This window comes from Microbacterium songi (genome assembly GCF_042747925.1).
In the GTDB taxonomy this organism is placed as follows: Bacteria; Actinomycetota; Actinomycetes; order Actinomycetales; family Microbacteriaceae; genus Microbacterium.
In genome coordinates this window covers 169,852-196,822 of sequence record NZ_JBHZIE010000011.1, presented here as the reverse complement: position 1 = coordinate 196,822, position 26,971 = coordinate 169,852, and the positions used below count along the sequence as shown (strand labels likewise).

Below are 26,971 nucleotides of genomic sequence, written 5' to 3'. Positions count from 1 at the left end.
GAACCTGACAAGCTGTGGGCATGACCCGTCGCAGCACTGAGGAGACCCGCCGACTCATCCTCGACGCAGGCCTGCAGCTGCTGCTCGAACGCGGGGCCTCGGCGGGGGTGCAGCACATCCGTCTGCAGGAGGTGCTGCGAAACGTCGGTCTCACGACGGGGGCGGCCTACCGGATCTGGGCCGACCAGACCGAGTACCATCGCGATCTTTCGGTCGAGATGGTGGGTCTCCGGTTCGCGCCGCCCACAGCGAGCGCCGAGACCGCGGTGCGGGATGCCCTCGACAGCGATCGCCCGATGAACGACGTCATCCGCGCCGCCGCCGAGGACCATGTCGCGTACGCCTCCCAGTTCCACCGAGCGCCCGAATCGAGGGCGTCGCACGCATTCATCACGGCGCTCTCCCTGCGGACGGCCGCGGGCGCGTGGCCCGAGCTGCGCGAAGCGAGCGCCGCGCGTCACGCCGAGTCGGTCGAGGACTTCATCGCCTTCTATTCATCGATGATGCGGCGGTACGGGATGCGCATGCGCACCCCGTACACGATCCAGGATTTCGCCGAGGCGATGGCGGCTCTCGGCGAAGGGTTCGCGGTGCGCGCCGCCGAAGGCCTCGACCACCCGCTCATCGACATCGCCGCGACCGATGAGGGTCCGGAAGGGCACTGGACCCTCTTCGGCATCGCGGCCCGCGGACTCGTGGACGCCTTCATGGTCGAGCTGCCTAGATGACCGCTTCCGACCAGTCGTCGGGATTGCCGAAGCGGTGCGCCGTGATCGAGATCGCCTGCTCGTGCAGGAACGGCAGCAGCTCCAGGCGGCCGGCGGTGGTCACCTCGTTCGCATAGATCGCGAGGTCGGGATCGCCCGAGACCGTCTCGGCGAGGGCCAGCTCCTCCGCGCGGGTCGAGGGGCGCGGGCCGACCAGCCGCACACGCGACGCCCGGACGCCCACCCCGTGCGCCGGCGCGTCGCCGGGAGCGGATGCCTCGGTCCGCAGCATCCGCTGTCGCCACTGCTCGTCCGTCTCGAGGTACACCACCACGTCCTGCTCCGCGAGCGCGTGCCGCACGGGAGCGGGGAGTCCGACGGGCGTGCTGACGACGAAGGTGGAGCCCGCGCGGATACCGGCGATCACCACGCGCAGCAACGCCTGCCACGAGGCGTCCGCGGTCGCGCGCACCTCCACGTCGAGCGGACGGTACCGGAACAGATTGCGTTCCACGCCGAGCCGGGAGACGTCCCTGACCTGGCCGAACTCGCGACTCCACATGATCGCGTCCGAGAGGGCCGCGCGCCGCAGCCATTCGAAGGCGTCGTAGTCCAGCGACGGCTGGGCCGCCTCGATAACGCTCGTGATGCGGGTGTCGAGACCGCGCAAATGCAGCGTGCTCGATCCCGCGCCGCCGGTCGAGGGGCGCCACGATCCCAGCCCGACGAGGTAGTTCGGCCCGCCGGCCTTGGTGCCGGCACCGACCGACGAGCGCTTCCATCCGCCGAACGGCTGGCGCTGCACGATCGCGCCCGTGATGCCGCGGTTCACGTAGAGGTTGCCCGCCTGCACACCGTCGAGCCAGCGCGCGAGGTCGTCGGGGTTCTGCGTGTAGAGCCCCGCGGTCAGGCCGTAGGCGACGGCGTTCTGCAGTTCGATCGCCTGGGTCAGGGAGCTCGCGTGCATCACACCGAGCACCGGCCCGAAGAACTCCTCGCGGTGGAAGCGCGAGCCGGGGCGCACTCCCGTGCGGATGCCCGGAGTCCAGTACCGACCGGTCGAGTCTCCGGAGAGGGGGCGCGGCTGCACGAGCCAGCGCTCATCATCGTCGAGGGTCGTCAGCGCCCACTGCAGCTTGCCCTGCGGCGGCTCGATGACCGGTCCCACCTCCGACAGCGGGTCGGTCGGAGGTCCGACGCGCAGCGAGGTCGCCGCATCCACGAGCTGTCGTGCGAAGCGCTCCGATCTGCCGACCGGTCCGACGAGGATCGCGAGCGAGGCTGCCGAGCACTTCTGACCGGCATGGCCGAAAGCGCTCTTGATGAGATCGGATGCCGCGAGATCGAGGTCGGCCGACGGCATGACGATCATGGCGTTCTTGCCGCTCGTCTCGGCGAGCATCGGCAGGTCGGGACGCCACGAACGGAACAGGGCGGCGGTCTCCCACGAGCCCGTGAGGATGACGCGGTCGACGTCGGGATGCGAGATGAGGCGCCGGCCGAGGTCGCCCTCGTCGATGTCGACCAGGGCGAGCACGTCGCGAGGCACTCCGGCGGCCCACAGGGCCTCGGCGAGCACGGCGGCGCAGCGGCGGGCCTGGGGCGCGGGCTTGAAGACGACGCCCGAGCCCGCGGCGAGGGCGGCGAGCACCCCGCCGGCGGGGATCGCCAGCGGGAAGTTCCAGGGCGGGGCGACGACGGTCAGCTGCGCCGGGACGAAGACGGCCCCGCCGACGCTGTCGAGTTCCCGCGCGGTGGCGGCGTAGTAGTTCGCGAAGTCCACCGCTTCGCTCACCTCGACGTCGGCCTCCGCGAAGACCTTGCCGGTTTCGGATGCCGCGACCTCGATCAGTTCGCCGCGTCGGTCTTCGAGCGCGCGAGCTGCGGCCACGAGCACCGCGGAGCGGTCGGCGGCGGGCAGCGCGCCCCACCCGGTCGCCGCGTCGCGGACGCGGGCCACGATGCCCTCGAGCACTTCGGGATCATCGACGAGGGCGGCGGCGATGGCCGCGTCGCCGGCGGTGGAGGTGTCGATGCGGGCGAGGATCTCTCGCGACCAGTCGCGGGTGGCCGGCAGTGCGGGGTCGGAGTCGGGGGTGTTGCGGAACCCCGGCGCCCCCGCGGCGGTCCCCTCGGATTCGCGCGGAGAGAAGATGGCGGTCTCGACGTATGCGTCACCGGCGAACAGCAACGACGGCGCCGACGGTTCGAGCGGGGCGGTCTCCCCCAGGTCGATTCGGGAGTCGATGTCGCGGTCGTCGTGGGCCGAGGCGCCGCCGGCGGACCCGCGCGCGATGCCGAGAACCACTCTGGTGGCGTCGACCTCGGGCTCGCCGGGCCGGCGTGCCCGGCCCGACTCGGGCTCGTCCGCCCCCGGGTCGAGCGGGGCGGAGCCGGCCGAGATCACGGGCTCGCTTGCCGCGCGGCGGTCCTGGCTGCGGTTCGGACCAGTCGGGAACGAGGCGTCCGCTGCGCGCTCCAGGGAGGCCAGGAACCGGTCGCGTTCGCGATCGAACAGGGATGGCTGGTCGGCGAGCTCGAAGGCGGCCGAGAGGAAGTTGTCGCTCGACGCGTTCTCCTCCAGCCGCCGGACGAGGTAGCTGATCGCGACATCGAACTCGTCCGGGCGAACCACCGGGACGTAGAGCAGCACGTGGCCGACCTCGCGGGCGACCGCCTCCACCTGTCCCTGCGCCATGCCGAGGAGCATCTCGAACTCGGCGTCTGCACGGACGCCGCGCTCCCCGGCGAGCAGCCACGCGTAGGCGATGTCGAACAGGTTGTGGCCGGCGACGCCGATGCGCACGGCCGCAGTGTTCTCGGGGTGCAGGGCCGCGTCGAGGCACCGCAGGTAGTTGGCGTCGGAATCGACCTTCGCCCCGTAGGTGGCGAGCTCCCAGTCGTGCATGGTGGCGTCGACGCGTTCCATCGCCAGGTTCGCGCCCTTCACCAGGCGCACCTTGATGCGAGCACCGCCGTCGGCGACGCGCTGCTTCGCCCACGCGGTGAGCTGCTGCAGCGCGGGGAGGGCGTCCGGCAGGTAGGCCTGCAACACGATTCCGGCCTCCAGGGCATTCAGGCGCGGGTCCTCCAGCAGGCGGATGAAGACGGCGATCGTCAGGTCGAGGTCGCGGTACTCCTCCATGTCGAGGTTGATGAACGTGTCGTCGCCTGCGGCGCTGAGATACAGGGGCAGCAGTCGTGCGACCACCGTGTCGACGACCTCGTCGAACGCCCACATCGAGATGTGGGACGCGATCGCCGACACCTTCACCGAGACGTAGTCGACGTCGGCGCGACGGATGAGCTCGTGGATGCCGTCGAGGCGGCTCAGGGCCTCCTGCTCGCCCAGAACGGCTTCGCCGAGCAGATTGAGGTTCAGTCGGGCGCCGCTCTCGCGGATCTTGGCGATCGCCGGTCCGAGCTTCTCGGGGCGGGCGTCGACCACGAGGTGCCCGACCATCTCACGCAGGACGCGGCGCGCGATCGGCACGACCGGCGTCGGCAGCACCGGAGCCATCACGCCCCCCAGGCGGACGGCGCCGCGCAGGTACCAGGGAAGGAAGTCCGGAACGAGCGGGGCGACGCGCTGAAGATTGGATGCCGCTGCGGCGAGGCTCTCCGGTCGCATGACCCCATCGACGAATCCGATCGTGAAGGGGAGGCCGTTGGCATCCTGCAGGACGCCGGCGAGCCGGGCGGCGGCGGGATCGGCGTCGACCTCGGCTGCTTCGCGGACCCAGCGCTGAGCAAGGGCGATGGCGTCGTCCACCAGCGGGGTCGTCGGATCGTCGGTCATGCGCTCCCCTGCCTTGGCGCGTGCGCGTTCGCCCGCGTTCGTGGTTCCAGCCTGCACCCCGATGGTTTCCATACGACTCAGGATGCGGCATCCGATCGTTCATGAAAAGCGATGTTCTACGATTAGTACTGTTCGGTTTCATCGATGATTGGATGGGCATGTTCGAACTGCGCCGGCTGCGGATGCTGCACGAGCTCGCGCTGCGGGGAACGCTCGCCGCTGTGGCGGAGGCGCTGTCATACAGTCCGTCGACGATCTCGCAGCAGCTGGCACAGCTGGAGAAGGATGCGGGCGTGCCGTTGCTGATCGCCGACGGGCGGCGGGTGCGACTGACCGATCACGGCGAGGCGCTCGCCGCGCATGCCGCCCAGGCCCTCGACCTGGAAGAACGGATCCGCGGAGAGTTGGAGGCGATCCGGCCGGGGATCGCTCCCGTGCGGGTGGCCGCGATGCAGACGACCGCGCAGGCGATCGTGCCGCGCACGCTGACGCTGCTCCGGGATTGCGCGCCGGATCTACGAGTGGAGCTCGCTGAAGTGCCTCCCGAGGAGGGTCTGTTCGAACTGGCGGCACGCGGGTTCGATCTGGTGATCGCCGAACAGTATCCGGGCCACACCCGCGCGCATCATGCCGGGCTGCTGCGTGAGCCTCTCGGCAACGATCCGATCCGGCTGGCCCTGCCCACGGGAGATCGGGCGCGTCGGCTGGCGGACCTGCGCGATCGGGCGTGGGTCGCCGAGCCGGCGGGCACCGCGTCGCGACAGTGGATGCAGCAGCAGTGCCGCGCCGCCGGTTTCGAGCCGGACGTGCGCTTCGAGTTCGCCGACCTGACGGCGCACGTCCGCCTCGTCGCCGCCGGTCATGCGGTGGGCCTCCTGCCGGACCTGCTCGGGGCCGGGCAGGAGCCGGCAGTGCGACTGTTCGATCTGCCAGGCGCTCCCGTGCGCGAGATCTTCACCGCGGTGCGTCGGTCATCGGGCGCGCGCGCCGGCATCCGCGTGGTGCGCGATGCGCTGCGGGAGGCGTTCGCGTCACCGGCGTGACGACCGCGCACGGGCTCGACCGCGTCAGTCCCAGAGGCTGGGGGCCTCTGCGCGAGTGGACGGCAGAGCGGACGCCGCGGCCCAGTCTGCGACCCACGGGGCGATCTGCGGGAGGGTGTCGGAACGGTGGATCGCGTCGAAGAGCTCCTGGTGCGTCACGACCCCTCCGGTGCGCTTGAGGAACCGCGCGCGCACGATCATCTCGGTGTAGACCTCGCCTTTCACGACCGCGCGGTGGATCAGGTAGACCGAACGACCATCGTGGCCGAGCAGCCGCGACTCGACGGTGAACCGCTGCCACAGCCGAAGCGATTTGCGAAAGGTCACCGTCTCGCTCGCCACGACCGGGTACCAGTCCTTCTCGCCGAAGGTGTCCCAGAAGCCGGTGCGGATCAGCAGATCGAACCGGCCCAGGTCGAACAGCGAGGCGTAGCGCCCGTTGTTCATGTGGCCCAGCAGGTCGAGGTCGGTGGGGAGCGTCGTCAACCGCACGCGCCCGACGCTCATCGGGTCGATCGGACCCCGTCGGCGGAGCATGACCTTCGCGTGCCAGATGGTGAGCATGGTGCGCCACAGTACGTTCACGAAGAGTGACAGTAGCCATCCTCACGTCGGTTCGCGATTCGATTGTGGGATGCCCACAGCCCGCCCCGGGGCACCTACGGGGGGACCTCGCGTCCGCCGTGCGAATCGTTCGCGCATGCGAACCGGAGACGTGGCGACCACTCGCGACCGACCGGAGCCGTCCCACGTGAGCAGGCTGCGCACCCCCGGGATTCCGCTCGATTTCCCCCCCTCGCGGACGGCGCGTAGAGTCGCCGCATGGAAGCGGATCTGCAGACCGACATCGTCGTCCGACCCGTGCGCGACGTGGATGCCGAGGCCCTCGGACGCGTCCACGCCACCTGCTGGCACGAGACCTACGACCACCTCATCAGCAAGGCCGCGCTCGAGGCCGTCTCGCCCCGGCGACTGGCGGAACTGTGGACCCACTGGGCCTCGCAGGGACCCGACTTCCGCATGCAGGCGGCGCTCGTGAACGGTGACATCGTCGGCTTCGTCGGCTCGGGACCGGCCCGCGACAAGGACGCCCCGACGAACCGCGAGCTCTACTTCATCTACCTGCTCGATGCGTTCCACGGCACGGGCATCGGTCAGCGGCTCTTCGACGCCGCCGTCGACGAGGGGGAGCCGATCTACCTCTGGGTCGCCGACGACAACCCCCGCGCCCACCGCTTCTATACGCGCAACGGGTTCTCGCTCGACGGGGCCACGCACACCGAGCCGTTCCTCGGCGAGACCCTCACCGAGGTCCGCTTCGTCCGCTGACGCCGGCTACGGAGCCCACCACGCCCCCGCCCGCGGTCACGCCGGCCGGAAGCGTCACGACGAAGCGCGCCCCCCTGCCTGACGGCGCGCATGTCACGTCGCCGCCGTGCGCCCGTGCGATCCCGCGGGCGATCGGCAGTCCGAGGCCGGCCCCCGACCCGCGCTCGCGGCCGTCGTCGAGCCGCACCAGCCGATCGAAGATGCGCTCGTGATCGGAGGCCGCGACCCCCGGCCCGTCATCGGTCACGGTGAGGCGCACCACCCCGTCGACGCCGCGTCCGGAAGAATCCACGGCGATCACGACCGTCCCGCGGCCGGACGTCGCGCGCGCGGCGTTGTCGACGATGTTCGCGAGCACCTGCCCCAGGCGATCGACGTCGACGTCCGCCGTGACCGAGGGGTCATCCAGCTCCACCGTGAGCGCGAGCGACGGATGCCGGAGACGCGACCGCGCCGCCTCGGCGTCGATCAGGTCGCCGACCACTACCACCCGCAGGTCGAGGTCGATCCCCCGATCCAGTCGCGCCATCATCAGCATGTCGTCGATCAGCCGTGTCGCCCGCCCCGCCTCCCCCGCCACGATGGCCGCGAACTGCTCTCGCTGCTCGTCGGAAAGTTCGGCGCGCACGAGGGTCTCGGCTGCCGCGCGGATACCCGCGACGGGCGTGCGGAGCTCATGCGCGGCATCCGACACGAACGTCCGAAGGCGTGACTCGGCCTGGAGGGCCGATCGCTCCGCACCCTCGATGTCGTCGAGCATCTCATCGAACGCCGTCGCGACGCGGCCGATCTCGGTCCGTGAACTCGAGGGGCGCAATCGCCGCCCGCGGTCGCCGCCGGCGATCGACCGCGCCACCTCGGTGACCCTGTCCAGGGGTCGCAGCGTCGTCCGCACGACGAGCACCACCCCCGCCGTCGCGACGACCAGAAGGCCGACGGATGCTCCGACCATCACCCACCGCAATTGCACGAGGGTCTGCGAGACCGACGCCGCCGACGCGGTCAGGGTGAGAATCGAGTCGTCGCTGAGCGTCGTGGTCAGCGTGACGAGCGCGTCATCACCGGAGAAGGCCGACGCCGTCACGCTCGGCGCCGCGGACACGGCGCCACCTGCATCGGCGTCGCCTTCCGCACCCGCGTCGCCCGCCGCATCGTTCGCATCACGCGAAACGCCGCTGGGCGCCGGTCCTGGTCCGTCCAGTCCCGCGGGCGGTCCCGCCCGCAACTGGTCCGGACTCGGCCCGGCCACGATCTGCTCGCCGGCCGCGTTCTCGATCTTCACGGCGAGACCCTGCGCCGACAGTCGCTCCGCCAGCTCGTTCGGGTCGACCGTGCCGATCAGGGCGACGGCGGCCGATGCCCGATCCTGCAGCCGCTCCTCGATCTGCGCGCGCAGCCGCGCGCCCAGGAGCGCCTCGACGGTGACGGCGAGCGCCCCCAGCAGGACGGCGAGCAGCACGAGCACCGCCACGATCGTGCGCGCGCGCAGAGAGCCCGTGCGGAGGCGCCCGTCGCTCATGCCGCGGCGGGGCTCAGCCGATAGCCGATCCCGCGGATCGTGTGGATCAGTCGCGGTCCGTGCTCCTCGAGCTTGCGGCGGAGCGCACTGAGGTGCACCTCCACCAGGTTGGTGTCGTAGTCGTCGTACCCCCACACCTGAGTGAGGATCTGCGCCTTGGACAGCGTGCGCCCGCGACTCGCGGCGAGGAAGCTCAGCAGCCGGAACTCGGTCGCGGTGAGATCGACCGCGACGCCCGCGCGACGGCACGTGGCGGCGTCCGGATCGACCAGAAGGTCATCGACCTGGATCACCGTCGGCACCCGTCCGCGCCGGCGCATCACGGCGCTGGCGCGAGCGACCAGCTCCGCCATCGAGAACGGCTTGACGAGGTAGTCGTCGACCCCCTCGGTGAATCCGCGCAGGCGGTCATCGACCTCGTCGCGGGCCGTGAGCATCATGATGCCCGCGTCGCTCGCGGCGCGGACGGTCGAGACGAGCTGGATGCCGCTCGGGCCCGGCATCATCCAATCCAGGACGACCAGGTCGGGGACGAATGAGCGCAACCGCTCCGGCAGCGCCGTGCCGTCGGGGTCTCCGAGGGCGACGAATCCCTCGGCTCCGAGCGCGACGACGAGGGAAGTGCGGATGGCGGCGTCGTCCTCCAGGACGAGCACGCGGGCGGCTGTCGACATCCGAGCACCGTACGGACGCGCGCTATGCGCGGCCTATGCATCGGCTGGCGAGAGGCTGAGGTGCCGGCGGCGGCCGGTCTTAAGTCGCGCTTCAGCTTCGGCTCCGAGGCTGGGATCACCGGCCGGAACGGCCGGGACGACGGCCGGCAGATCGCCGGTCACCCCCGACGACGGAGATGACATGACCGACAACGACCACCGCGCACCGCGCCCCGACGACGAGGGCGACGCGACCACCCAGGAGTACCCCACCCTTCAGGCCTTCTCGACCGACCGTCCGCGTCGGTGGCGACGTGCAGGTCTGCTGACCGGAGCCGCCGTGCTCGGTATCGGACTCGTCGCCGGCACCGCGGCGCTCGCGGCGAACGGGGCGACGATGACCCCGGCGTCATCGGTCGCGGCGGCATCCGCGTCACCGGACGCACCGACCCCCGGCGGATCGGTGCAGACGCCTCGGGGCGCGTCGACGGGAGCACCCACCGAAGCTCGCACGCCTGCTCTCACCGACGGGACGGAGGCGCCCTCCCCGCCGACGGACGCCGCGGAGCCCGACGCGGGCAAGACCGATGCCGCGGGCCGGGAGTGCGGACCGGCGACGGGCGGACCGGGCGCGGGCGGACCGGGCGCGGTCGGACCGCGGGGCGAGGCACCCACGCCCCCCGCCGACGGGACGCGCCCCACGCCGCCCACCCCGGAGAGCACCGCGCCGCCGGCATCCTGAACGCCTCGCACCCGCAGCCTGTGACACCGTCCGACGCTGCGGGTGCGAAGCTGGAGTCATGCCTGCTACGACCCTCGCCGTCTTCTCGCTCGAGGGAATCCCCGAGATCCACGCGGGCGACGATCTCGTCGCGATCATCGCGGATGCCGCGGCCGACGACCTGCGCGACGGGGACATCCTCGTGGTGACCTCGAAGATCGTCTCGAAAGCCGAGGACCGCTTCGTGATCGCCGACGACCGCGAGGACGCGATCACGGCCGAGACCGTCCGCCTGGTCGCCTCGCGCACCACTCCCGCCGGCCACACGGTCCGCATCGTCGAGAGCCGGCTCGGCATCATCGCGGCCGCCGCAGGGGTCGACGCATCGAACACCCCCGCGGGCACCGTTCTGCTGCTCCCCGAAGACCCGGATGCCTCGGCTCGTGCACTCGCGGAGGGTCTGCGCACCCGGCTCGGCGTGACGGTGGGCGTGATCGTGTCGGACACCCTCGGCCGCGCCTGGCGCGAGGGCCAGACGGACTCCGCCATCGGGGCGGCCGGGGTGCACGTCTTCGAGGACCTCCGCGGGCAGGTCGACGCGGAGGGCCGCCCCCTCACCGTCACGATGCCCTGCGTCGCCGACGAACTGGCCTCGGCGGCCGACCTCGTGAAGGGCAAGGCCGCACGGCGTCCGGTCGCCGTCGTCCGTGGTCGCGCCGACCTCGTCGGGGACCTCGGCCTGCCCGGCGCGCGGTCCATCGTGCGGCCTGTGGAGCGGGATTTCTTCCACACCGGCTCCGACGAGGCGTGGAGGGAGGGATTCGCTGCGGGCGCAGCATCCCTCCCTCCCGCCTGACGCGACGGCCGCAGCCGCCCGACGTCGGCTCAGCCGGCCGGGAGCAGCTCGACCGATCCGGCCGAGACCCGCACGTCGATCGTGTTGCGGGCGCCCGAGGATGTCTCGAGCTCGTTCGTGAGGTCTCCGGCGGTCGTGTCGGTCGCGCGGACGTCGTATGGCGCGTCGGGCATCGTGAGCTCGAGACCGCCCGCGCTCACGTCGATCGTCACGGTGCGCGGAGGGTCGCCGGCGAGGTTCGCCTCGACCGCTCCGGCGTTGACCGTGAAGTCGGCCGTGGTGACGCCGCTCAGATCGAGGTCTGCGCGACCCGCGCTCAGGTCGATGGTCAGGGTGCGCGCCGACCCCTCGACGCTCAGCGAGCCCGCGCCCACCTCGAGGTCGAGCTCGCCGAAGTCGCCCTCGAGGTCGAGCTCGCCGGCAGCGAGCCGGAAATCGCCGTCGAGCGCGGCGCGGCGGAGAGCCGCGGGCAGCGTGAGCACGGCCTCCCCGTTGCCGCCGATCCCCCACCCGAAGCCGAACGCGGAGTCGGGTGAGGACACCTGCAGCGTGTCCTCGTCGCGCTCGAACGTCCAGGCGCCGGCGCCGGTCGAACCTGTGACCTGCAGCGTCGCCCCGTCCACCTCGCCGTAGCGCACCCGCACGGAACCCGCCGAGATGTCGACGTCGAGGTCGTCGATGCCGTTCACGGCCACGGTGCGCGTCTCGGTGCGGACGCTGCCCGACGCGACGGTCGAGACGATCGCGGAGCCGGCGACGAACAGCGCGACCACGACTCCGAGCGAGATCACCATGATCGCGATGACCCGTGATGCGGGCGCGGAGTGCGCAGGCCGATCGCCCGGTACGGATCCCAGGGGGGGAGGGGTGGGCGAGGTCGGTGGGGTGGGTGGGGTCATGGTGGGAGTGCTCATCGTCCTGTTCCGTTCTGGGGTGTGGGCCCGCCGTGTTCGAGGTGCGCGATCGCAGCGAGCACCCGGCGGTTGCCCGATTCGTCCTGTTCGAGATCGAGCTTCTGGAAGACCGCCGTGATGTGCTTCTCGACGCTGCCCTCCGACACGTGCAGTGCCTTCGCGATCGCCTGATTGGATTTCCCCTCGGCGATGAGGGCGAGCACGGATGCTTCGCGATCGGTCAGCCGCTGCATCCGGGCGTCGCGGGCACGGCGTCCGAGCAGTTGCGCGACGACCTCCGGGTCGAGCACCGTGCCGCCCGCCGCGATCTGGCCGATCGTGTCGAGGAACTCGGTGACGTCGGCCACCCGGTCCTTCAGCAGGTAGCCCAGCGCCCCGCCGTTGCCGGCGATGAGGTCGGCGGCGTACCGCTCCTCGACGTACTGCGAGAGCACCAGCACCGCGAGGTCCGGACGGGCCGCGCGCAGCGAGAGGGCGGCGCGGATGCCCTCGTCCGTGAAGGTCGGGGGAAGCCGCACGTCGAGGATGCAGAGGTCGGGGTCGCCGGAGAGGACGGCTGCGGTGAGGTCCGAGGCATCCGGGATCGCCGCGACCACGAGGTGACCCGCGTCCGCGAGCAGCCGGACGAGGCCTTCGCGCAGGAGCACGGAGTCTTCGCAGATCAGGATGCGCACGGGACGCTCACCTCCACGAATGTCGGTCCGCCGACGGGGCTGTCGAGGCGGAACGTGCCGCCCGCACCCAGCACGCGGTTCGAGATGCCGTCGATGCCGCCGCCGGGGGTCACGGTCGCACCGCCGAGTCCGTTGTCCTCGACCCGCGCCCACAGGATGCCGCCCTCGCGCTCGCGCACCAGCACGCGACATTCGCCGGCCCGCGAATGCTTCGCGGCGTTGGTCAGCGACTCGGCGATCACGAAGTACACCGCCGCTTCGGCCGTCGGACTGCATCGCTGGGTGAGCCGCACATCCAGCACGACGGGGATGTGCGAGCGGCCGGCGAGTGCCGACAGCGCGGCATCCAGTCCCCGATCGTCGAGGACGGAGGCGTGGATGCCGCGAGCGAGCTGACGCAGCTCGGTGATGGCCGCCTTCGTCGAGGTGTGCGCTTCGGCGATGAGCGCCTTGGCCGCTTCCGGGTCGTCGTCCACCTTCTGCTGCGCCATGCCCAGGGTCATGCCGACCGAGACGAGTCGCGGCTGGACGCCGTCGTGGAGGTCGCGCTCGATGCGGGTGCGCTCGACCTCGGCGGAACGGACGGCTCCCGCCCTCTGCTGGTGCGACGTCTGAGCCTCTGCGGCGAGCTGGGCTTCGCGGGAGGGCACCAGGATGGCGCGGGCGAGCACGCCGTGCAGGATCGCGAGGCCGACGACGGCGGCGAGCGAGACCACCGCGATGAGGACGCCGAGGGGCACCGCCCACTCCGTGGGCACATCCAGGCCGCTGCCGGCGATCCGCACGCCGTCGCCGAGGGCGTACAGCGGGGAGAAGACAAGCGCGACGGCGGAGAACAGCACGCCGACGAGGGCAAGCGCGATGCTGCCGAGGATCGTCGCGACGACGAAGTTCGCGATCGCCCGCCACGTCGTCGGGTCGATCAGCTGCATCCACACGGTGCGGACGAATCCGCCGAAGCCGGGACGGCCGCTCCGCCGCAGGCGCCGCGACGGCAGCCCGAAGTCGTAGAGTCCGTCAATGCGAGCGGCCTCCAGCCAGCCCACACCGAAGAGCACGTAGGCGAATCCGACGAGGAAGAGCAGCCCGATCCCGAGGACGGGGAGCAGCCCGAGCGAGAGCCCGAGGATGGTCGCGAGGGCGCCGATCACGAAGGGCCCGACGGCGCCGAGCGCGACGAGCTGTGCGGCGGCACCGGCGATGCGCAGGGGACGCCAGGTGCTGGAGCGCTGTGGAGGAGGTGCGATCTGGGTGGTCATGGCTCCACGGTAGAACGCAGGCCCCGATCACCGCGCCCCTGCCGACCGGACACTGTGCGTGGGGTTATCCCCCACCCCGACCCGCGCCGACGACCTGACTCAGCGACCCTTCACGGTGCCGAAAAGCCCCGCGATGGGCGCGATCACGAGGGGTCGTGCGGCGACCCAGCCGGCGGCCAGCACCAGCATCGACGCGGCGAAGATCCAGAACCCGGTCCAGTTGACCTCATCGCTCGCGGCGTACATGTGGTTCAGGTTGCGAAGGGCCCCCGTCGCGAACACGAGGACGACGTGCACGAAGATGAACAGCACGAAGTACAGCATCACCGGGAAGTGCACCCTGCGGGCCCACTCGACCGGGTACGCCCTGTTCAGCGCCGTGGCGTTCTTCGGCCAGATGCCCGACATGCGCACGCCCGTGACGATGGCGAGCGGAGCCGCCACGAACACCGTCGCGAAGTAGGCCAGCTGCTGCACGCCGTTGTAGTTCACCCACCCGTTGTCGGTCGGCCAGTCCAGCGAGATGTACTGCAGCACGGCAGAAAGAGCGTTGGGGAACACCGCCCAGCTGGTCGGCACGATCCGCAGCCACTGCCCGGTGATGAACAGCAGCACCACGAAGACCACGCCGTTCACGACCCACAGGATGTCGAGCGCCTGATGGAACCAGAGGGCGAGGCTGATCTTGCGCTTCTTGTTGCCCCGCGGCGACCAGAAGGCGGTGGGTCGCTTCTCGTTCCGCACCCGCAGACCCGAGCGGATGATCAGCACGATGAGGAACGTGTTGAAGAAGTGCTGCCATCCGAGCCATGCGGGGAACCCGACCGGCGCGCCCGCGGGCAGTTCGTACTCTCCGGGGTAGGCCACCAGGAATTCCTGCATGAACGTCAGACTCAGGAGCCAGCGGACGGCGAGCACGACCATCGCCGCACCGAACAGCAGCCCGAGCCCGCCCACGACGACCGCGCCCGCCCACTGCGCCTTCGTGAAGGGTCCGATCCGTTCGGGTTCGGCGGCGGCGTCGCGGCGTGCGTCGTCGGACACCCGCGCCGCTGCTCCGGCGAATGCCGTCGGCCGGAAGACGATCGGGGGTCGCGGCGCCCCGGTCGGCACCAGCGCCGCGGTCATCGGAGGCGTGTGCCGCTCGGGCGAGGCTGTCGAGGGCGCGGCGGGCGCGGGCGCAGGATCGCGGGGCACGGCGGGGACGGATGCCGCGACCTCGGCGGCAACCGGCGGCGGCTTCTTCTCGGCCGTGCTCGGGGAAGTCTCCCCGATCACGGAGCTGTTCGCGGCGGCCGGACTTTCCCTGAACACGGAGCTTTCCGCGGCCGGGAGTGCCGATGCGGGCACGGCAGCCGACGCGGGCGGCCACGGTTCGCCGCCCCGCACGCGCGGAAGCCCGCGACGCAGGCGCGGTCCCCCGGCGTCCGCGGTGGCCTCGGACGACACGTCACGGGCCGTCGACGGACTGCCGACGGCCACCGGTGATGTCTCCGCGGTCGGACCCGGACGGGGGGCGACCGCACCCGCGTCAGCCGACGCGGGTGACGCGGACGATTCCTGAGGTTCGGCGATGACGGGCATGCCCGCGGACGCCGGCGGCCACGGTTCGCCGCCGGCGACGCGAGGCAGGCCGCGACGCAGCGCCCTCCCCGCGGCGGTTGCGGGGGCGCTGGAGGTCCGCGCGCCTGCTGCGGGCGCCGTGCCCACCGGCGGAGCGGCCTCCATTGGCGAAGCGGCGTCCGCGCGCGGGGGGGCGTCCACCGGCGGAATGGCGTCCGCAGGCGGAGCCGAGGCGTCGGTCGTGGCCTCAAGCGCACCGACAGCCGCCGCGGCGGCTTCGGGAACGACCGCGTCGGCCGGCGGCCACGGCTCGCCGCCGGCGCGCCGCGGAAGCCCACGACGCAGAGTGCTCGAGAAGGTCGCCACCGGTTGCTAGGCCTTCTTCGCCTGCAGCGCCGAGATCAGCTGCGGCACCACGGTGAAGAGGTCGCCCACGACCCCGTAGTCCGCGATCTCGAAGATCGGGGCGTCCGCATCCTTGTTGATCGCGACGATCGTCTTCGCCGTCTGCATGCCGGCCTTGTGCTGGATCGCGCCTGATATGCCGAGCGCGACATACAACTGCGGCGATACGGACACGCCCGTCTGTCCCACCTGGTAGGACTGCGGGACGTACCCTGCGTCGACCGCCGCTCGCGATGCGCCCACCGCCGCGCCGAGAACGTCGGCGAGGTCGTCGACGAGCGCGAACTTCTCCCCCGACCCGAGCCCGCGGCCGCCCGAGACGACCTTGACGGCACCGCGCAGTTCGGGCCGCGTCGAGGTGACCACGACCTCGTCGACGGCATCGACGGACGCCGCGCGCCGGCCGGAGGCGACCACCGCGAGGTGCTCCACCTGCGGCGACGCGACGGCCTCGGCTCGGGCATCCACGGCACCCTGGCGGACGGTGATCACCGGTGCGCCCCAGGTCACCGCCGCGTCCACGGTGTACGCGCCGCCGTATACGGAGTGCTGGGCGACGACCCCCTCGGGATCGCGCGTGACTCCGACGGCGTCCACGCAGAGGCCCCGGCGCGCTCGTGCCGCGAAACGTCCCGCCACGTCGCGCCCCTCGATCGAATTCGACACGAGGATCGCGTCCGGACGCACGAGATCGGCCGCGGCGGCCAGCGCATCCACGGCGTAGACCGTCAGCCCCTCCCCGGGAGGGGCGAGGACGACGGATACCGCGCCCAGAGCCGCGGCATCGGCCACCAGCCTCTCGTCGCCGACGATGAGCGCGACGGGCGTGCCCACCTGGGCGGCAGCACCCAGCAGGCCGGCAGCGGATGCCGCCAGCGTGCCCGACGGTGTCACATCCAGCACGACGAGGATCGAATCGTCTACATACTCGGTCATGTCCCTGTCCTATGCCAGCCTGTTCTGGATGAGGAAGTCGGCGAGCTTCTCGCCCGCGTCGCCCTCGTCGACGATCTTGGTCCCGGCCGAGCGCGCGGGCTTCTCCGCCAGGGCGATCACGATCGTGCGCGACGCCTCGGGGTCCTCCGCGTTGACGCCGAGGTCGTCCAGCGACACGACCTCGAACGGCTTCTTCTTCGCCGCCATGATGCCCTTGAAGTTCGGGAAGCGGGCGTCGGGCATGGCCTCGGTGATCGAGATGACCGCGGGCAGATCGGCCGAGACCCGCATCGTCGCCGCATCCGACGCCCGTGTGCCCGTCACGCGGTCCTCGCCGATCTCGACCTCTGTCAACGTGGTGAGATGGGGCGCGTCGAGCAGTTCGGCGACCATGGCGGCCATCACGCCTCCCGAGCCGTCGGTGGACTGATTACCGGTGATGACCAGGTCGTAGCCGGTGCGCTTCACGGCGGCGGCCAGCACTTCCGCCGTGAGACCGAGGTCGGCGCCGATCATCGCGTCGTCGACGACCTGCACGGCCGACGTCGCGCCCATCGCGAGCCCCTTGCGGACCGTCGCCGCAGCCGACTCGGGCGCGGCCGACAGGACCACGACCTCAGTGCCGGGATTCTTGTCGGCGTAGCTCAGCGCGACCTCGAGAGACCGTTCGCCGATCTCGTCGAGAACGTTCTCGCTCGCGGCTCGATCGGCCAGACCGGTCTCGAGATCCAGCTTGCGATCCCCGTACGTATCCGGGACCTCTTTGACCAGGACGACGATCTTCATGGGCACACTCTCCTCCGTCTGTTCGATTCTACGGCGGCGGTGCAGCCGCTACCGTGGACAGCGCCGACTGCACCAGAACGGAGGAATGCGATGGTCCGCCAGGGCCCACTTCCGGTCGATCCGATCGCCGAGGCCAAGCGCCAGTGGCTGGCGCACGGCTGGACGGATGCCGCGAGCGGCATGACCGCGGTGACCTCGATCATCCGCGCCCAGCAACTGCTGCTCGCGCGCATCGAATCGTCGCTCAAGCCTTTCGCCCTGTCGTTCGCGCGGTACGAGCTGCTGCGCCTGCTCGCCTTCTCCCGCGAGGGGCGCATGCCGATGTCGAGCGCGATCGCACGTCTGCAGGTGCACCCCACCAGCGTGACGAACACGGTCGATCGACTCGTCCGCGACGACCTGGTCGTGCGCGCCCCGCACCCCGTCGACGGGCGGGCGGCGATGCTCGAGCTCACGGATGCCGGCCGGGATCTCGTGGAGCGGGCGACCATCGCGCTCAACGACGACGTCTTCACCGACCCCGGCCTGTCGGAGTCCGACACCGACGAGCTCGTCGGCATCATCGCGCGCCTGCGCAAGGCCTCGGGAGACTTCGCCGACCCGCGGCCGCAGCCCGAGCCCCTGTGACGCGAGCCGCGTCGGTGCGGGTCAGCGGTTCTGGAAGGCAGGCGTGCGCTTCTCACGGAATGCCGCCATTCCTTCCTTCTGGTCGGCGGTGTCGAACAGGGACGTGAACGCCTCGGTCTCGACCGCCAGGCCCTCGGCGAGCGACGTCTGCATCGCGGCGTCGAGCGCGGCCTTCGCCGCGTAGACGGACGGTAGCGACTTCGAGGCGATCGTCTCGGCCACGGTGGACGCCTCGGCCAGAAGGTCGACGGCGGGAACCACGCGCGAGACGAGCCCCGCGCGCTCGGCCTCGTGGGCGTCCATCAGGCGGCCCGTGAGCACGAGTTCAGCGGCCTTGTAGTAGCCGACCGCCCGCAGCAGCCGCTGGGTGCCCCCCATTCCGGGGATCACGCCGAGGTTGATCTCGGGCTGACCGAACCGAGCACTGTCGGCGGCGAGGATGATGTCGCACATCATCGCCAGCTCGCATCCTCCGCCGAGGGCGTAGCCCGCCACCGCGGCGATGACGGGGGTGCGCACATCGGCGAATCGCGACCACTCGCCGAACGTGTCGCTTGCGCGCATCTGCGCGGTCGACTGCGACTCCATCTCCTTGATGTCGGCCCCGGCCGCGAACGCACGGTCCGAGCCGGTCAGCACGATCGCGCCGATACCCTCGTCGTCGTCGAATGCGGTCGCGGCGGACACCACATCGCGCATGAGCTGCGCGTTGAGGGCGTTCAGGGCCTTCGGCCGGTTCAGGGTGATCCACCCGACCCGACCCCGTGTCTCGACGATGATCGTCTCGTAATCGGTCATTGCTGCTCCTGCTCCTGTGCGCTCGCGGATCGGATCGTGGTGATGACCCCCGAGAAATCCTGCCCCGCTCCGGCTCCTGAGGCGAACTCGTTGTAGATGTCACGCGCGAGCATGCCCATCCGGGCGTCGACACCTGTCCGATCGATCGCCTTCGCCGCCAGTGCGAGGTCCTTGCTCATCAGGGCGCCGGCGAAGCCGGGACGGAAGTCGCGGTTCGCGGGACTCGTCGGCACGGGCCCGGGCACCGGGCAGTTCGTCGTGAGCGCCCAGCACTGGCCGGATGCATGGGCGGCGACATCGAACAGCGCGTCGTGACTGAGACCGAGTCGCTCGCCGAGCACGAATGCCTCGGCGACCGCGATCTGCGACACCGCGAGGATCATGTTGTTGCAGACTTTCGCCGCCTGACCGAGTCCGGGGCCGCCGCAGTGCACGACCCGCGCGCCCATCACGTCGAGGATGGGCAGTGCCGCGGCGAACGCGTCGTCCGCGCCGCCCACCATGAACGCGAGCGTGGCGTTCTCCGCACCTACCACGCCGCCTGACACGGGGGCGTCGAGCGACCGATGACCGGAGGCCGCGGCCGCCTCGTGCGCCGCGCGGGCGTCGTCGACGGCGATGGTCGAGCAGTCGACGAAGAGCGCTCCGGGGGCGGCGACGTCCAGCAGTCCCGGTGCGCCGTCCGTTCCGCGATACGCGCCGAGTACCTGAGGCCCGGCCTGGAACATCGTGAAGACGATCTCGGCGCCGGTCGCGGCATCCGTCCCCGTCGCCGCGACCGCGACGCCCGCCTCCCGTGCGGCGTCGCGCGCGTCTGCCGAGAGGTCGAACCCGACGACGTCGTGACCGGCGACGGCGAGGTTGCGAGCCATCGGCAGGCCCATATGGCCGAGCCCGAGGAAAGAGATCTTCACCGCCGTGTCCCCATGAGTTCGCGACCGATGATGACGCGCATGATCTCGTTCGTGCCCTCGAGGATCTGATGAACCCGCAGGTCGCGCACGACCTTCTCGATCCCGTAGTCGTGCAGATACCCGTATCCGCCGTGCAGCTGGAGCGCCTCGTTCGCGACCCGGAAGCCGGCGTCGGTGGCGTACCTCTTGGCCATCGCGCACTGCATCGCGACGTCGGGGTGGTGCTCGTCGATCGCCTGGGCCGCGTCACGGACGAGCGCGCGGGCGGCCCGCAGCTCGGTGGCCATGTCGGCGAGGGTGAAGATGACGGACTGCTTCTCGGCGAGCGGCTCGCCGAACGTGAAGCGCTCGTGCACATACGCGACCGCACGATCGAGCGCCCACTGCGCTCCGCCCAGTGAGCACGCCGCGATGCTCACGCGTCCGCCGTTCAGCGCCGACATCGCGATCGAGAACCCGCGCCCCTCTCCGCCGAGCACGGCCGAGACGGGCACTCGTACCTCGTCGAGGATCACCTGACGGGTCGGCTGGGCGTTCCAGCCCATCTTCTTCTCGTTCACGCCGAAGCTCAGGCCCTCCGCGTCGCCGGGCACGAGGAAAGCGGTGATGCCGCGTGCGCCCGGCTCACCCGTCCGCGCCATGACGACGTAGACGGACGCCTCGCCCCCACCCGAGATGAATTGCTTCACTCCTGTCAGCACGAAGTGTTCGCCGGAGCGGATCGCAGAGGTGGTGATGGCCGCGGCGTCCGATCCCGCGCCGGGCTCGGTGAGGCAGTAGCTGCCGAAGCCGTCCATCGCGGTGAGGAGGGGAAGCCACTCCTGTCGCTGAGCATCGTCGCCGTAGGTGTCGATCATCCAGGCGACCATGTTGTGGATCGTGATGAAGGCGGCGATCGACGGGTCGGCCTGGGCGAGCTCTTCGACCACCGCGACGGCATCGAGCCGCGACATGGCCGTGCCGCCGACGTCATCGCGCACGTAGAGCCCGCCGAGTCCGAGCTCGCCCGCGCGACGCAGGGTCTCGCGGGGGAAGTGCTTCCGCTCATCCCACTCCAAGGCATGCGGAGCGATTTCGGATGACGCGAAATCACGGACGGCGTCGAGGATGGCCGTGCGCTCTTCTGCGCTGATCGACATCACATTCGAGGACATTTCGCTGACTCCTTCGGCACCTTCGTTGGCACAGTGCCGAGTTTAGCTTGTCCTCCGACCAGATAGCTGGAAGTCCTACTACCTTTCCGCCGTCCCTGAGCCCTGTCAGTAGAGGATGAGCGGAACGGGGAACGGCGACTGCGAATCCAGCCACCCCTCGGAGCCCGTGAACGAGGTACGCAGGAGGTGCAGGCCGCGCCCGAGAGCCGGCAGGGGCACGGAGATACGACCGTCGGCGGCAGCCGTCAGCTCGAACGTCGCGATCACCGTTCCGCGATCGGTGACGGTGACGGTCCCCACCGGCGCGGAGCCGTCCTGCGCGGTGACCTTGCCGATGACCGAGACCGGAGTGCCGACCTTGGCCAGGAACCGGGTCGACACGGCGATGGTCCGCGTCGACACCGGCTCCACCTGCGCGTCGACGAGCACCGCGACCGAGCGCGCCGGCACCGTGACGCTGCCCGTCGCGGCATCCCACGTCGTGGTCTTCACGACGGGATCCGACCCGTCGGCCTGCGCGGAGGCGAGGGCGAAGCCGCGGCCGGCCAAGGCGGGAAGGCTCTGCGTCGTCGCCTGCGGAGAGGCGTTGAACACCACCAGCGCCCCTTCGAGCGCGGGGTCGACGTCCTCCCCCACCAGATCGTCGATCAGCATCACGATGACGCCGGGCGTGGCATCCGGCCCGCTGCCGGGGAAGCTGACCTTCTCGCGGATCAGGTCGGCCGATCCGAGGGTCAGCAGTTGCACGTCCGATCTCAGTCGCAGCAGGTCGAGGGCGGATGCCTCGGCCGATCCGATGTCGGAGGCGGCCGGTTTCAGCGCCGGGTCGGCCAGCAGCGGCGCCATGATCGGCCACTTCTCCTCGTTGTCGGGGGCGGGCGGCAGGCCCGATCCGAAGGTGGATTCCTGCCCGGTCCAGTCGATGCGATTGAACCAGTCGCCCGAGTTGTAGCTGTTGCGGTCGAGGGACTTCGATCGCAGCAGTTCGGTGCCCGCGTGCCAGAAGGACGGCGACTGCGAGAGCGTCACGGTCGCGAGCGACAGGGTGTTCATGCGCACCCTGTCGGCCATCGTCGTGCTCTGCGGCAGCTTGAGCACCGACAGGTCGTAGAGCGTCTCGTTGTCGTGCGCATCGACGTAGTTGATCGTCTCGTCGGGCTGATCGGCGTAGCCCGCAGCCGCGCCGTTGTAGTCCAACTCGTCTCCGCGCTTCACCGAGCCGTCGGTGGTGGTCAGCTCGAATGCCCGCAGGTTGCCGGTGAGTCCGAGCTTGACCAGATCGGTCTGCGTGCCGAGGTCTGCGAGCGCCTGCTCGGTGGACCCGTTGATCGCGTCGCCGTTGGGGTCGGTGCCGAGACCCGTCCCGAACCCCTGACGGAACGTCGTCGAGGAGTCGACGGGACTGCCGCCGTGCACCGCGTCGCGGAGCCGGTCGTTGAACGTGCCGATACCGGTGCCGCCCAGCTGGCCCTGGGTGGCCTGCTCGAAGAGGGCGTTGTCGGCGACCTCGCCGAAGTTCCAGCCCTCGCCGTATAGATAGACCGCCGAGCCGTCGACGCCGTCCTCAGCGACAGTCAGAGCGTCCAGCGCCGCACGCACGTCGAGCATGTTCTGCTTCGAGTGATGGCCCATCAGGTCGAACCGGAACCCGTCGACCTTGTACTGGGTGGCCCAGAGGACGACCGAGTCCACCATCAGCTTCCCCGCCGCCGCATGCTCGGTCGCGACGTTCTGACAGCACGTCGACGTCTCCACGGCGCCCGCGGCGTTGAGCCGCTGGTAGTAGCCGGGCACGACCTGATCGAGCACCGACTTCTGGTCCTGGCCGGACGCCGCCGTGTGGTTGAACACCTCGTCGAGCACGACCTGCAGGCCCATCCCGTGGAGGGCGCCGACCATGCCGCGGAACTCGGCCACGCGGGCGCCGCCGTCGGGATCGACCGCGTACGACCCCTCGGGTGCGGAGAAGTGCAGCGGGTCGTAGCCCCAGTTGTAGCCGTCCGTGTCGGCGACTGCTGCGACACACGCCTGCTGGTCGGCGGCTGCGGGACCGAACGACGTCAGGTCACAGTCGGGGGTCGCCTGAGCGCCACGATCCTCCTCGATCGTGGCGATGTCGAACGAGGGCAGCAGGTGCACGGTGTTGATGCCGGCGTCCGCGAGCTGGCGCAGCTGACGCGTGCCGGCGCTGTCGCGCGTGAAGGCCCGGTAGGTGCCCCGTTCGGCGGCCGGCACCGTGTCGTCGCCGATGGAGAAGTCGCGGATGTGCAATTCGTAGATCGAGCGATCGACCGGCTGCGCGACCACCGGAGCGGCGGTCTTCTCCCACTGCTTCGGGCGCCACTCCTTGTCGCCGAGGTCGACCGCCACCGAGCGCTCGGAGTTCTCGGTGAGGGCGATCGAGGAGGGGTCCGTGACGACGTTCGTCTCGACAGCTCCGGTCGAGGGCGCATAGACCTCGACCTCCCAGAGGTACTCGTCGCCCTTGAGCGCCTTCTTCCCCGCGAACGACCAGACACCGGATGCCGCGTCCCATTCCGCCTCGTGGCGCTGCGGGTCACCATCGGCGCCGGCATCCCAGGTCAGCAGGGTGGCGGAGCGCGCGGTCGGCGCCCACAGGGCGAAGGTCGGCTTCTTGCCCTGGAAGGTCACGCCGAGTGCGGCGCCCTCCAGCGCGTCGGCGTACAGGTCGTCGAGCACGCCCGGAAGCTGCACGCCGGTGAAGGCGGTCAGCGCACCGTCGCCGTCGTACTGCGCCACGCGCAGCTGGTCCTTGACGACGGCGGCCACCGCGTCGACGTCGAGTCCTGCAGGGTGCAGCGCGATGTAGCCCGCGAGGGCGGGGAACGCCGCCTTCTGCGCATCCGTCAATCCTGCCGGGTCGCGTTCGAGGACGATCGGCGCGTCGGACCCGCTGCCGGCCGGCAGGCCGTCGACGACGTTCAGAGACGCGTCGGCGGAGTGGAGCAGCTGCCACGAGGCATCCGTCGCGGCCGATCCCAGATCAGCCGGCCAGGCGAGCGTGTCCGCGTCGATCCAGTGCGCGCGGGATTCACCGACACCGGCGAGGGGTGGGTCGGTCACGTCGATCTCGAGCACGTGCGTGGCCAGGGTGTACCGGAACACCGTGAGCTTGCCGGCCGACGCGCTGAAGGAGTAGTTCGCCCCACCGGGGACACCGCCCTGTCCGTAGCTCTCATCCCACGACAGCGCGTGGGCGGGTTTCACCTCGTAGGCGCCGTCGGGGATCGCCGACGTCGAGAATTCATAGACCCCGTCGCCGTCACCGTCGGCCATGAGGCTCACGAGGCAGTCGGGCGCCCAGTCGCCGGGGCAGCCGAGCTCGCTCTGGTAGTTGCCCGGAAGCGTGACGATCGGGCCTTGGGCGGTGGATTGCGCGATGTTCGTCCGCGGATCGAAGTAGAACGTGACCGTCGTCGGCTCGGTCAGCGTGTAGGCGATGTTGCCGCCGTCGAAGACGCCGTTCGCCCCGTAGTTGAGGGTCCACGAGCCGTTCAGCGCCACTTTGTATTCGTAGGCGCCTGCCGGAAGCTCGAACGACCCGGCCCAGATCCCGTCGGGACGCAGCGTGAGCTTCGCCGCGTCGCAGGCGGGATCCCAGTCGGCCGCGCAGCCCATCTCGGAATTGTGGCTGCCGGGCACCGTGACCATGGCGATGGGCTGTTCGGGCACCTCCGGAACCTCGACGGTCACGGCGTTACCGACCGACGCGTACGTCGACGCGGCGGAGTGCTGCCCGGCCGCGTCGGTCGTGACGACCCGGTACTCCACGAGCGTCCCCGTGGCCAGGCCGGCGGGGTCGTGGAAGACGCGGGGATCGGAGTCCTCAGCGGTGCCGAGCGCCGTCCATTCGTCGTCACCGGCGATGCGCCAGGCGAAGCTCGACTCCTGCCAGACGGCGTCGTCGACATCCGCCGAGACCGGGCTGACTCCCGACAGTCCCGCGCCCGCGGCGGGGGCCGTGAGCGTCACGGCGCCCGCCGCCTCGGGAGCGGTCACCGCGCGATCGGCCTTCCACACCACGGCTCCGAGAGCAGGAACGGTGATGGATGCCGCGGCCGAGGCATCCGTCGTCACCGTCGTCCCATCGCCGTGGAGCACCGCGTACGACGCACTCGGGGTGAGCGTGGTCAGGTCGACGCTCGCCGCCGTCGTGGAATTGTTGACCGCGACGAGGTACTCGGTCTTCTCCTGGCGGTCGACACGCGAGAACGCGTAGACCCCGGGGCCGTTGGCGGCGTAGCGCTCGATCTGCGCGCCGGTCGAGAGCGCGGGGTGCGCGGCGCGCAGGGCGGCGAGCTCGGCGATGTGCGTGTAGAGCGGCGCATCGGTGGCGTACCGGTCGACCGATCCGGCCGTCTCGCCGGTGATCAGCGGCTGGTTCTGATAGTCGGCCACCTGGCTGGCGAAGAGGCTCTGTCGAGCGTCCTTGTCACCCCCCGTTCCCGCGAAGCCCTGCTCGTCGCCGTAGTAGACGACCGGCTGGCCGCGCGTGAGGAACATCAGGTCGTGCGCCAGCTCGTCACGCTGCAGCGGCGCATCGGTCGAACGCAGGAACGAGCCCACCCGGCCCATGTCGTGGTTTCCGAGGAAGGTGGGCAGAGCGGATGCCGAGCTGTCGGCCGTCGTGTAATAGTCGTCGCCGGCGAACAGGCTCTGCAGACCCTTCGCGGAGTTTCCCGAGGCGTACCCGACCGCGGAGGACTGGAACGTGAAGTCGAGCACCGAGTTCATGTCGCTGTTGCGGACGTAGGGCGACAGCTTCACAGGATCGGCGTCGTACACCTCTCCGAACATGAAGAAGTCCGGCTTGCCGTTGGCATGGGCGTAGTCGAGCACTTCCGTGGTCCACTGCTCCCAGAACTCGAAGTTCACGTGCTTCGCGGTGTCGATGCGGAACCCGTCGATGCCGAGGTCGATCCAGTCCTGGTAGACGTCGACGAAGCCGTCGACCACGGCGGGGTTCTCGGTCATGAGATCGTCGAGTCCACTGAAGTCGCCGAACGTGGTCGACTCCCCGCTATACGTCGAGTCTCCGCGGTTGTGGTACAGCGTCGGGTCGTTCAGCCAGGCGGGCACCTTGATGTCGGCGTCGGCGGGCGCGATCACGGGTGTGTACGGAAAGCTTGTCGCCGGGTCCGTGGCCGGGAAGGTGTCGGTGCCCGCGTACGTGGCCGGGTCGAAGACGTTTCCGTCGGCGTCTCTGTACGGCTCAGTGGCCTGGTCGATGTAGCCGTACTCGCCCTCCTGGTAGGAGATGACGTCGGCGGTGTGATTCGTGATGATATCGAAGTAGATGTCGATGCCCATCGCGTGGGCCTCGTCGATCAAGGCCTCGAGGTCAGCGTTGGTGCCCAGGTGCGGATCGATCTGCGTGAAGTCGGTGATCCAGTAGCCGTGGTACCCCGCGCTGACGTTCGCCCCCACGCCTTGGACGGGACGGTTCTTGAAGCTCGGCGTCAGCCAGATCGCCGTCGTGCCGAGGCCCTTGATGTAATCCAGCTGAGACCGGAGCCCGGCGATGTCACCGCCGTTGAAGAAGCCCTTGTCGGTGGGGTCGTAGCCGTTCGCAAGCCGGTCGCCGGCGATCCCGCCGGTGTCGTTGGTGGTGTCGCCGTTGGCGAAGCGGTCGGTCATCGTGAAGTAGAACTGCTTGCCGGCACCCGCCTGCCGCACCGGCGCGGCCACCAGCCCGTCGTCGTCCGCCGTGTAGGCCGATCGCGTGCTGACCAGCTCGAGCCCGACGCGCTTGGCGGTGTCGTCGAAGACGAAGCGCAGGATGCTGGCGCCCGCCGTCGTCAGTGGGATGTTGTCGCCGCCGCCGTTCAGCCCGTAGGCCTCGTCCCATCCGTCGTCGACGGCGACCTTGTACTCCCACGTTCCGGCGGGGACCTCGAACTCTGCCGCGTAGACGCCCTCCTCGCCCGTCGCGATCAGCTCGGTCTCGGCGCAGTCGGGCGCCCAGTCCGCGGCGCATCCGAGCTCGCTTTGCAGATCGCCCACCACAGCGAAGGTGCGATCGGCTGCGGCGTCTTCTGCTGCGGCTGTTGCGGCGAACGCGGCGGCGGACGCGGCGGGCGGTGGCGAGGCCCACGCCCCCGACGCCACGAGGGCGACGGCGAGGAGAGGGGCGAGGACGCGACGAGTGCGCGCTCCGGTCGATGCCGACACGTCAGGCTCCCTGGTACACCGACCGGTACTCCGCTGTGACCGGTCTGAGGTGGGTGCGACGGTACCGGCTCGCATAGCAAACGGCAAGGGCTTGCACAGCTCATCGCGAGCGGGGCGCGATC

At 70.5% G+C, this 26,971-nt stretch carries 20 protein-coding genes; 6 read left to right on the top strand and 14 right to left on the bottom strand.

Going from position 1 to position 26,971, the window contains the following annotated elements; translation table 11 throughout:
* Positions 1 to 20 precede the first annotated feature (20 nt).
* Entirely contained in the window at positions 21 to 728 is a 708-nt protein-coding gene (locus tag ACFM35_RS14765; RefSeq protein WP_378843390.1) for a hypothetical protein, read from the top strand.
* Here ACFM35_RS14765 and ACFM35_RS14760 read toward each other — a convergent pair.
* Positions 721 to 4,506, bottom strand: a complete 3,786-nt coding sequence (locus ACFM35_RS14760) for a proline dehydrogenase family protein (protein WP_378843620.1) — start codon at positions 4,504 to 4,506, stop codon at positions 721 to 723. The two genes, ACFM35_RS14765 and ACFM35_RS14760, sit on opposite strands and share 8 nt — an antisense overlap.
* Before the next feature lie 158 nt (positions 4,507 to 4,664).
* Between ACFM35_RS14760 and ACFM35_RS14755 the strand changes: the two genes are divergently transcribed.
* The gene (locus ACFM35_RS14755) at positions 4,665 to 5,549 is read left to right on the top strand and encodes a LysR family transcriptional regulator (protein ID WP_378843618.1); all 885 of its coding nucleotides are present in this window, start codon (positions 4,665 to 4,667) and stop codon (positions 5,547 to 5,549) included.
* Between the two features lie 24 nt (positions 5,550 to 5,573).
* Here the strand turns inward: ACFM35_RS14755 and ACFM35_RS14750 are convergent, their stop codons facing one another.
* Complete coding sequence (locus ACFM35_RS14750) at positions 5,574 to 6,134, bottom strand: acyl-CoA thioesterase (RefSeq protein ID WP_378843388.1); 561 nt, start codon at positions 6,132 to 6,134, stop codon at positions 5,574 to 5,576.
* Positions 6,135 to 6,371: 237 nt separating this feature from the next.
* Between ACFM35_RS14750 and ACFM35_RS14745 the strand changes: the two genes are divergently transcribed.
* Positions 6,372 to 6,878, top strand: a complete 507-nt coding sequence (locus ACFM35_RS14745) for a GNAT family N-acetyltransferase (protein ID WP_378843386.1) — start codon at positions 6,372 to 6,374, stop codon at positions 6,876 to 6,878.
* Here the strand turns inward: ACFM35_RS14745 and ACFM35_RS14740 are convergent.
* A complete protein-coding gene (locus ACFM35_RS14740) occupies positions 6,853 to 8,397 on the bottom strand; it encodes a sensor histidine kinase (protein WP_378843384.1) in 1,545 nt (514 codons plus the stop codon). The genes ACFM35_RS14745 and ACFM35_RS14740 overlap by 26 nt on opposite strands.
* Positions 8,394 to 9,071, bottom strand: a complete 678-nt coding sequence (locus ACFM35_RS14735; RefSeq protein ID WP_378843383.1) for a response regulator transcription factor — start codon at positions 9,069 to 9,071, stop codon at positions 8,394 to 8,396. The genes ACFM35_RS14740 and ACFM35_RS14735 overlap by 4 nt, the downstream gene beginning before the upstream one ends.
* 181 nt (positions 9,072 to 9,252) lie before the next feature.
* Here ACFM35_RS14735 and ACFM35_RS14730 point away from each other — a divergent pair, with 181 nt between their 5' ends.
* Both ACFM35_RS14730 and cofE read left to right on the top strand, forming a co-directional pair.
* Entirely contained in the window at positions 9,253 to 9,792 is a 540-nt protein-coding gene (locus ACFM35_RS14730) for a hypothetical protein (RefSeq protein WP_378843382.1), read from the top strand.
* A 58-nt stretch (positions 9,793 to 9,850) separates the two neighbouring features.
* On the top strand, positions 9,851 to 10,627 hold the full coding sequence (gene cofE / locus ACFM35_RS14725) for a coenzyme F420-0:L-glutamate ligase (RefSeq protein ID WP_378843380.1): 777 nt from the start codon (positions 9,851 to 9,853) through the stop codon (positions 10,625 to 10,627).
* A gap of 29 nt (positions 10,628 to 10,656) precedes the next feature.
* On the opposite strand, the gene ACFM35_RS14720 is transcribed toward cofE, so the two are convergent.
* From ACFM35_RS14720 to ACFM35_RS14695, 6 genes are all read right to left on the bottom strand, one after another.
* Entirely contained in the window at positions 10,657 to 11,541 is an 885-nt protein-coding gene (locus ACFM35_RS14720; protein ID WP_378843378.1) for a DUF4097 family beta strand repeat-containing protein, read from the bottom strand.
* Positions 11,538 to 12,215, bottom strand: a complete 678-nt coding sequence (locus tag ACFM35_RS14715; protein ID WP_378843376.1) for a LuxR C-terminal-related transcriptional regulator — start codon at positions 12,213 to 12,215, stop codon at positions 11,538 to 11,540. Before ACFM35_RS14715 ends, ACFM35_RS14720 begins: the two co-directional genes overlap by 4 nt.
* Complete coding sequence (locus ACFM35_RS14710; protein WP_378843374.1) at positions 12,203 to 13,474, bottom strand: sensor histidine kinase; 1,272 nt, start codon at positions 13,472 to 13,474, stop codon at positions 12,203 to 12,205. The genes ACFM35_RS14715 and ACFM35_RS14710 overlap by 13 nt, the downstream gene beginning before the upstream one ends.
* A gap of 99 nt (positions 13,475 to 13,573) precedes the next feature.
* On the bottom strand, positions 13,574 to 15,403 hold the full coding sequence (locus ACFM35_RS14705; RefSeq protein ID WP_378843372.1) for a cytochrome b/b6 domain-containing protein: 1,830 nt from the start codon (positions 15,401 to 15,403) through the stop codon (positions 13,574 to 13,576).
* Positions 15,404 to 15,409: 6 nt separating this feature from the next.
* The gene (locus ACFM35_RS14700; RefSeq protein WP_378843370.1) at positions 15,410 to 16,378 is read right to left on the bottom strand and encodes an electron transfer flavoprotein subunit alpha/FixB family protein; all 969 of its coding nucleotides are present in this window, start codon (positions 16,376 to 16,378) and stop codon (positions 15,410 to 15,412) included.
* Between the two features lie 9 nt (positions 16,379 to 16,387).
* Positions 16,388 to 17,164: an electron transfer flavoprotein subunit beta/FixA family protein gene (locus ACFM35_RS14695; RefSeq protein ID WP_378843368.1), complete on the bottom strand. Its 777-nt coding sequence runs from the start codon at positions 17,162 to 17,164 to the stop codon at positions 16,388 to 16,390.
* A 90-nt stretch (positions 17,165 to 17,254) separates the two neighbouring features.
* Here ACFM35_RS14695 and ACFM35_RS14690 point away from each other — a divergent pair, with 90 nt between their 5' ends.
* Positions 17,255 to 17,791 (top strand): MarR family winged helix-turn-helix transcriptional regulator, encoded by a 537-nt coding sequence (locus ACFM35_RS14690; protein WP_378843366.1) that lies wholly within the window; start codon positions 17,255 to 17,257, stop codon positions 17,789 to 17,791.
* Positions 17,792 to 17,812: 21 nt separating this feature from the next.
* On the opposite strand, the gene ACFM35_RS14685 is transcribed toward ACFM35_RS14690, so the two are convergent.
* From ACFM35_RS14685 to pulA, 4 genes are all read right to left on the bottom strand, one after another.
* Complete coding sequence (locus ACFM35_RS14685; protein ID WP_378843364.1) at positions 17,813 to 18,589, bottom strand: enoyl-CoA hydratase-related protein; 777 nt, start codon at positions 18,587 to 18,589, stop codon at positions 17,813 to 17,815.
* Positions 18,586 to 19,503, bottom strand: a complete 918-nt coding sequence (mmsB, locus tag ACFM35_RS14680) for a 3-hydroxyisobutyrate dehydrogenase (RefSeq protein ID WP_378843362.1) — start codon at positions 19,501 to 19,503, stop codon at positions 18,586 to 18,588. Before mmsB ends, ACFM35_RS14685 begins: the two co-directional genes overlap by 4 nt.
* Complete coding sequence (locus tag ACFM35_RS14675; RefSeq protein WP_378843360.1) at positions 19,500 to 20,657, bottom strand: acyl-CoA dehydrogenase family protein; 1,158 nt, start codon at positions 20,655 to 20,657, stop codon at positions 19,500 to 19,502. The genes mmsB and ACFM35_RS14675 overlap by 4 nt, the downstream gene beginning before the upstream one ends.
* Before the next feature lie 105 nt (positions 20,658 to 20,762).
* Positions 20,763 to 26,849: a pullulanase-type alpha-1,6-glucosidase gene (pulA, locus tag ACFM35_RS14670; RefSeq protein WP_378843358.1), complete on the bottom strand. Its 6,087-nt coding sequence runs from the start codon at positions 26,847 to 26,849 to the stop codon at positions 20,763 to 20,765.
* Positions 26,850 to 26,971 lie beyond the last annotated feature (122 nt).

Excerpts from the sequence above, each read along its gene's own strand:
- ACFM35_RS14735 (WP_378843383.1), bottom strand. The coding sequence starts at position 9,071 with ATGTCGACAGCCGCCCGCGTGCTCGTCCTGGAGGACGACGCCGCCATC.
- ACFM35_RS14755 (WP_378843618.1), top strand. The coding sequence starts at position 4,665 with ATGTTCGAACTGCGCCGGCTGCGGATGCTGCACGAGCTCGCGCTGCGG.
- ACFM35_RS14695 (WP_378843368.1), bottom strand. The coding sequence starts at position 17,164 with ATGAAGATCGTCGTCCTGGTCAAAGAGGTCCCGGATACGTACGGGGAT.
- ACFM35_RS14720 (WP_378843378.1), bottom strand. The coding sequence starts at position 11,541 with ATGAGCACTCCCACCATGACCCCACCCACCCCACCGACCTCGCCCACC.
- ACFM35_RS14710 (WP_378843374.1), bottom strand. The coding sequence starts at position 13,474 with ATGACCACCCAGATCGCACCTCCTCCACAGCGCTCCAGCACCTGGCGT.
- cofE (WP_378843380.1), top strand. The coding sequence starts at position 9,851 with ATGCCTGCTACGACCCTCGCCGTCTTCTCGCTCGAGGGAATCCCCGAG.
- ACFM35_RS14760 (WP_378843620.1), bottom strand. The coding sequence starts at position 4,506 with ATGACCGACGATCCGACGACCCCGCTGGTGGACGACGCCATCGCCCTT.
- ACFM35_RS14675 (WP_378843360.1), bottom strand. The coding sequence starts at position 20,657 with ATGTCCTCGAATGTGATGTCGATCAGCGCAGAAGAGCGCACGGCCATC.
- ACFM35_RS14690 (WP_378843366.1), top strand. The coding sequence starts at position 17,255 with ATGGTCCGCCAGGGCCCACTTCCGGTCGATCCGATCGCCGAGGCCAAG.
- ACFM35_RS14685 (WP_378843364.1), bottom strand. The coding sequence starts at position 18,589 with ATGACCGATTACGAGACGATCATCGTCGAGACACGGGGTCGGGTCGGG.
- ACFM35_RS14730 (WP_378843382.1), top strand. The coding sequence starts at position 9,253 with ATGACCGACAACGACCACCGCGCACCGCGCCCCGACGACGAGGGCGAC.
- ACFM35_RS14765 (WP_378843390.1), top strand. The coding sequence starts at position 21 with ATGACCCGTCGCAGCACTGAGGAGACCCGCCGACTCATCCTCGACGCA.
- ACFM35_RS14740 (WP_378843384.1), bottom strand. The coding sequence starts at position 8,397 with ATGAGCGACGGGCGCCTCCGCACGGGCTCTCTGCGCGCGCGCACGATC.
- ACFM35_RS14700 (WP_378843370.1), bottom strand. The coding sequence starts at position 16,378 with ATGACCGAGTATGTAGACGATTCGATCCTCGTCGTGCTGGATGTGACA.
- ACFM35_RS14745 (WP_378843386.1), top strand. The coding sequence starts at position 6,372 with ATGGAAGCGGATCTGCAGACCGACATCGTCGTCCGACCCGTGCGCGAC.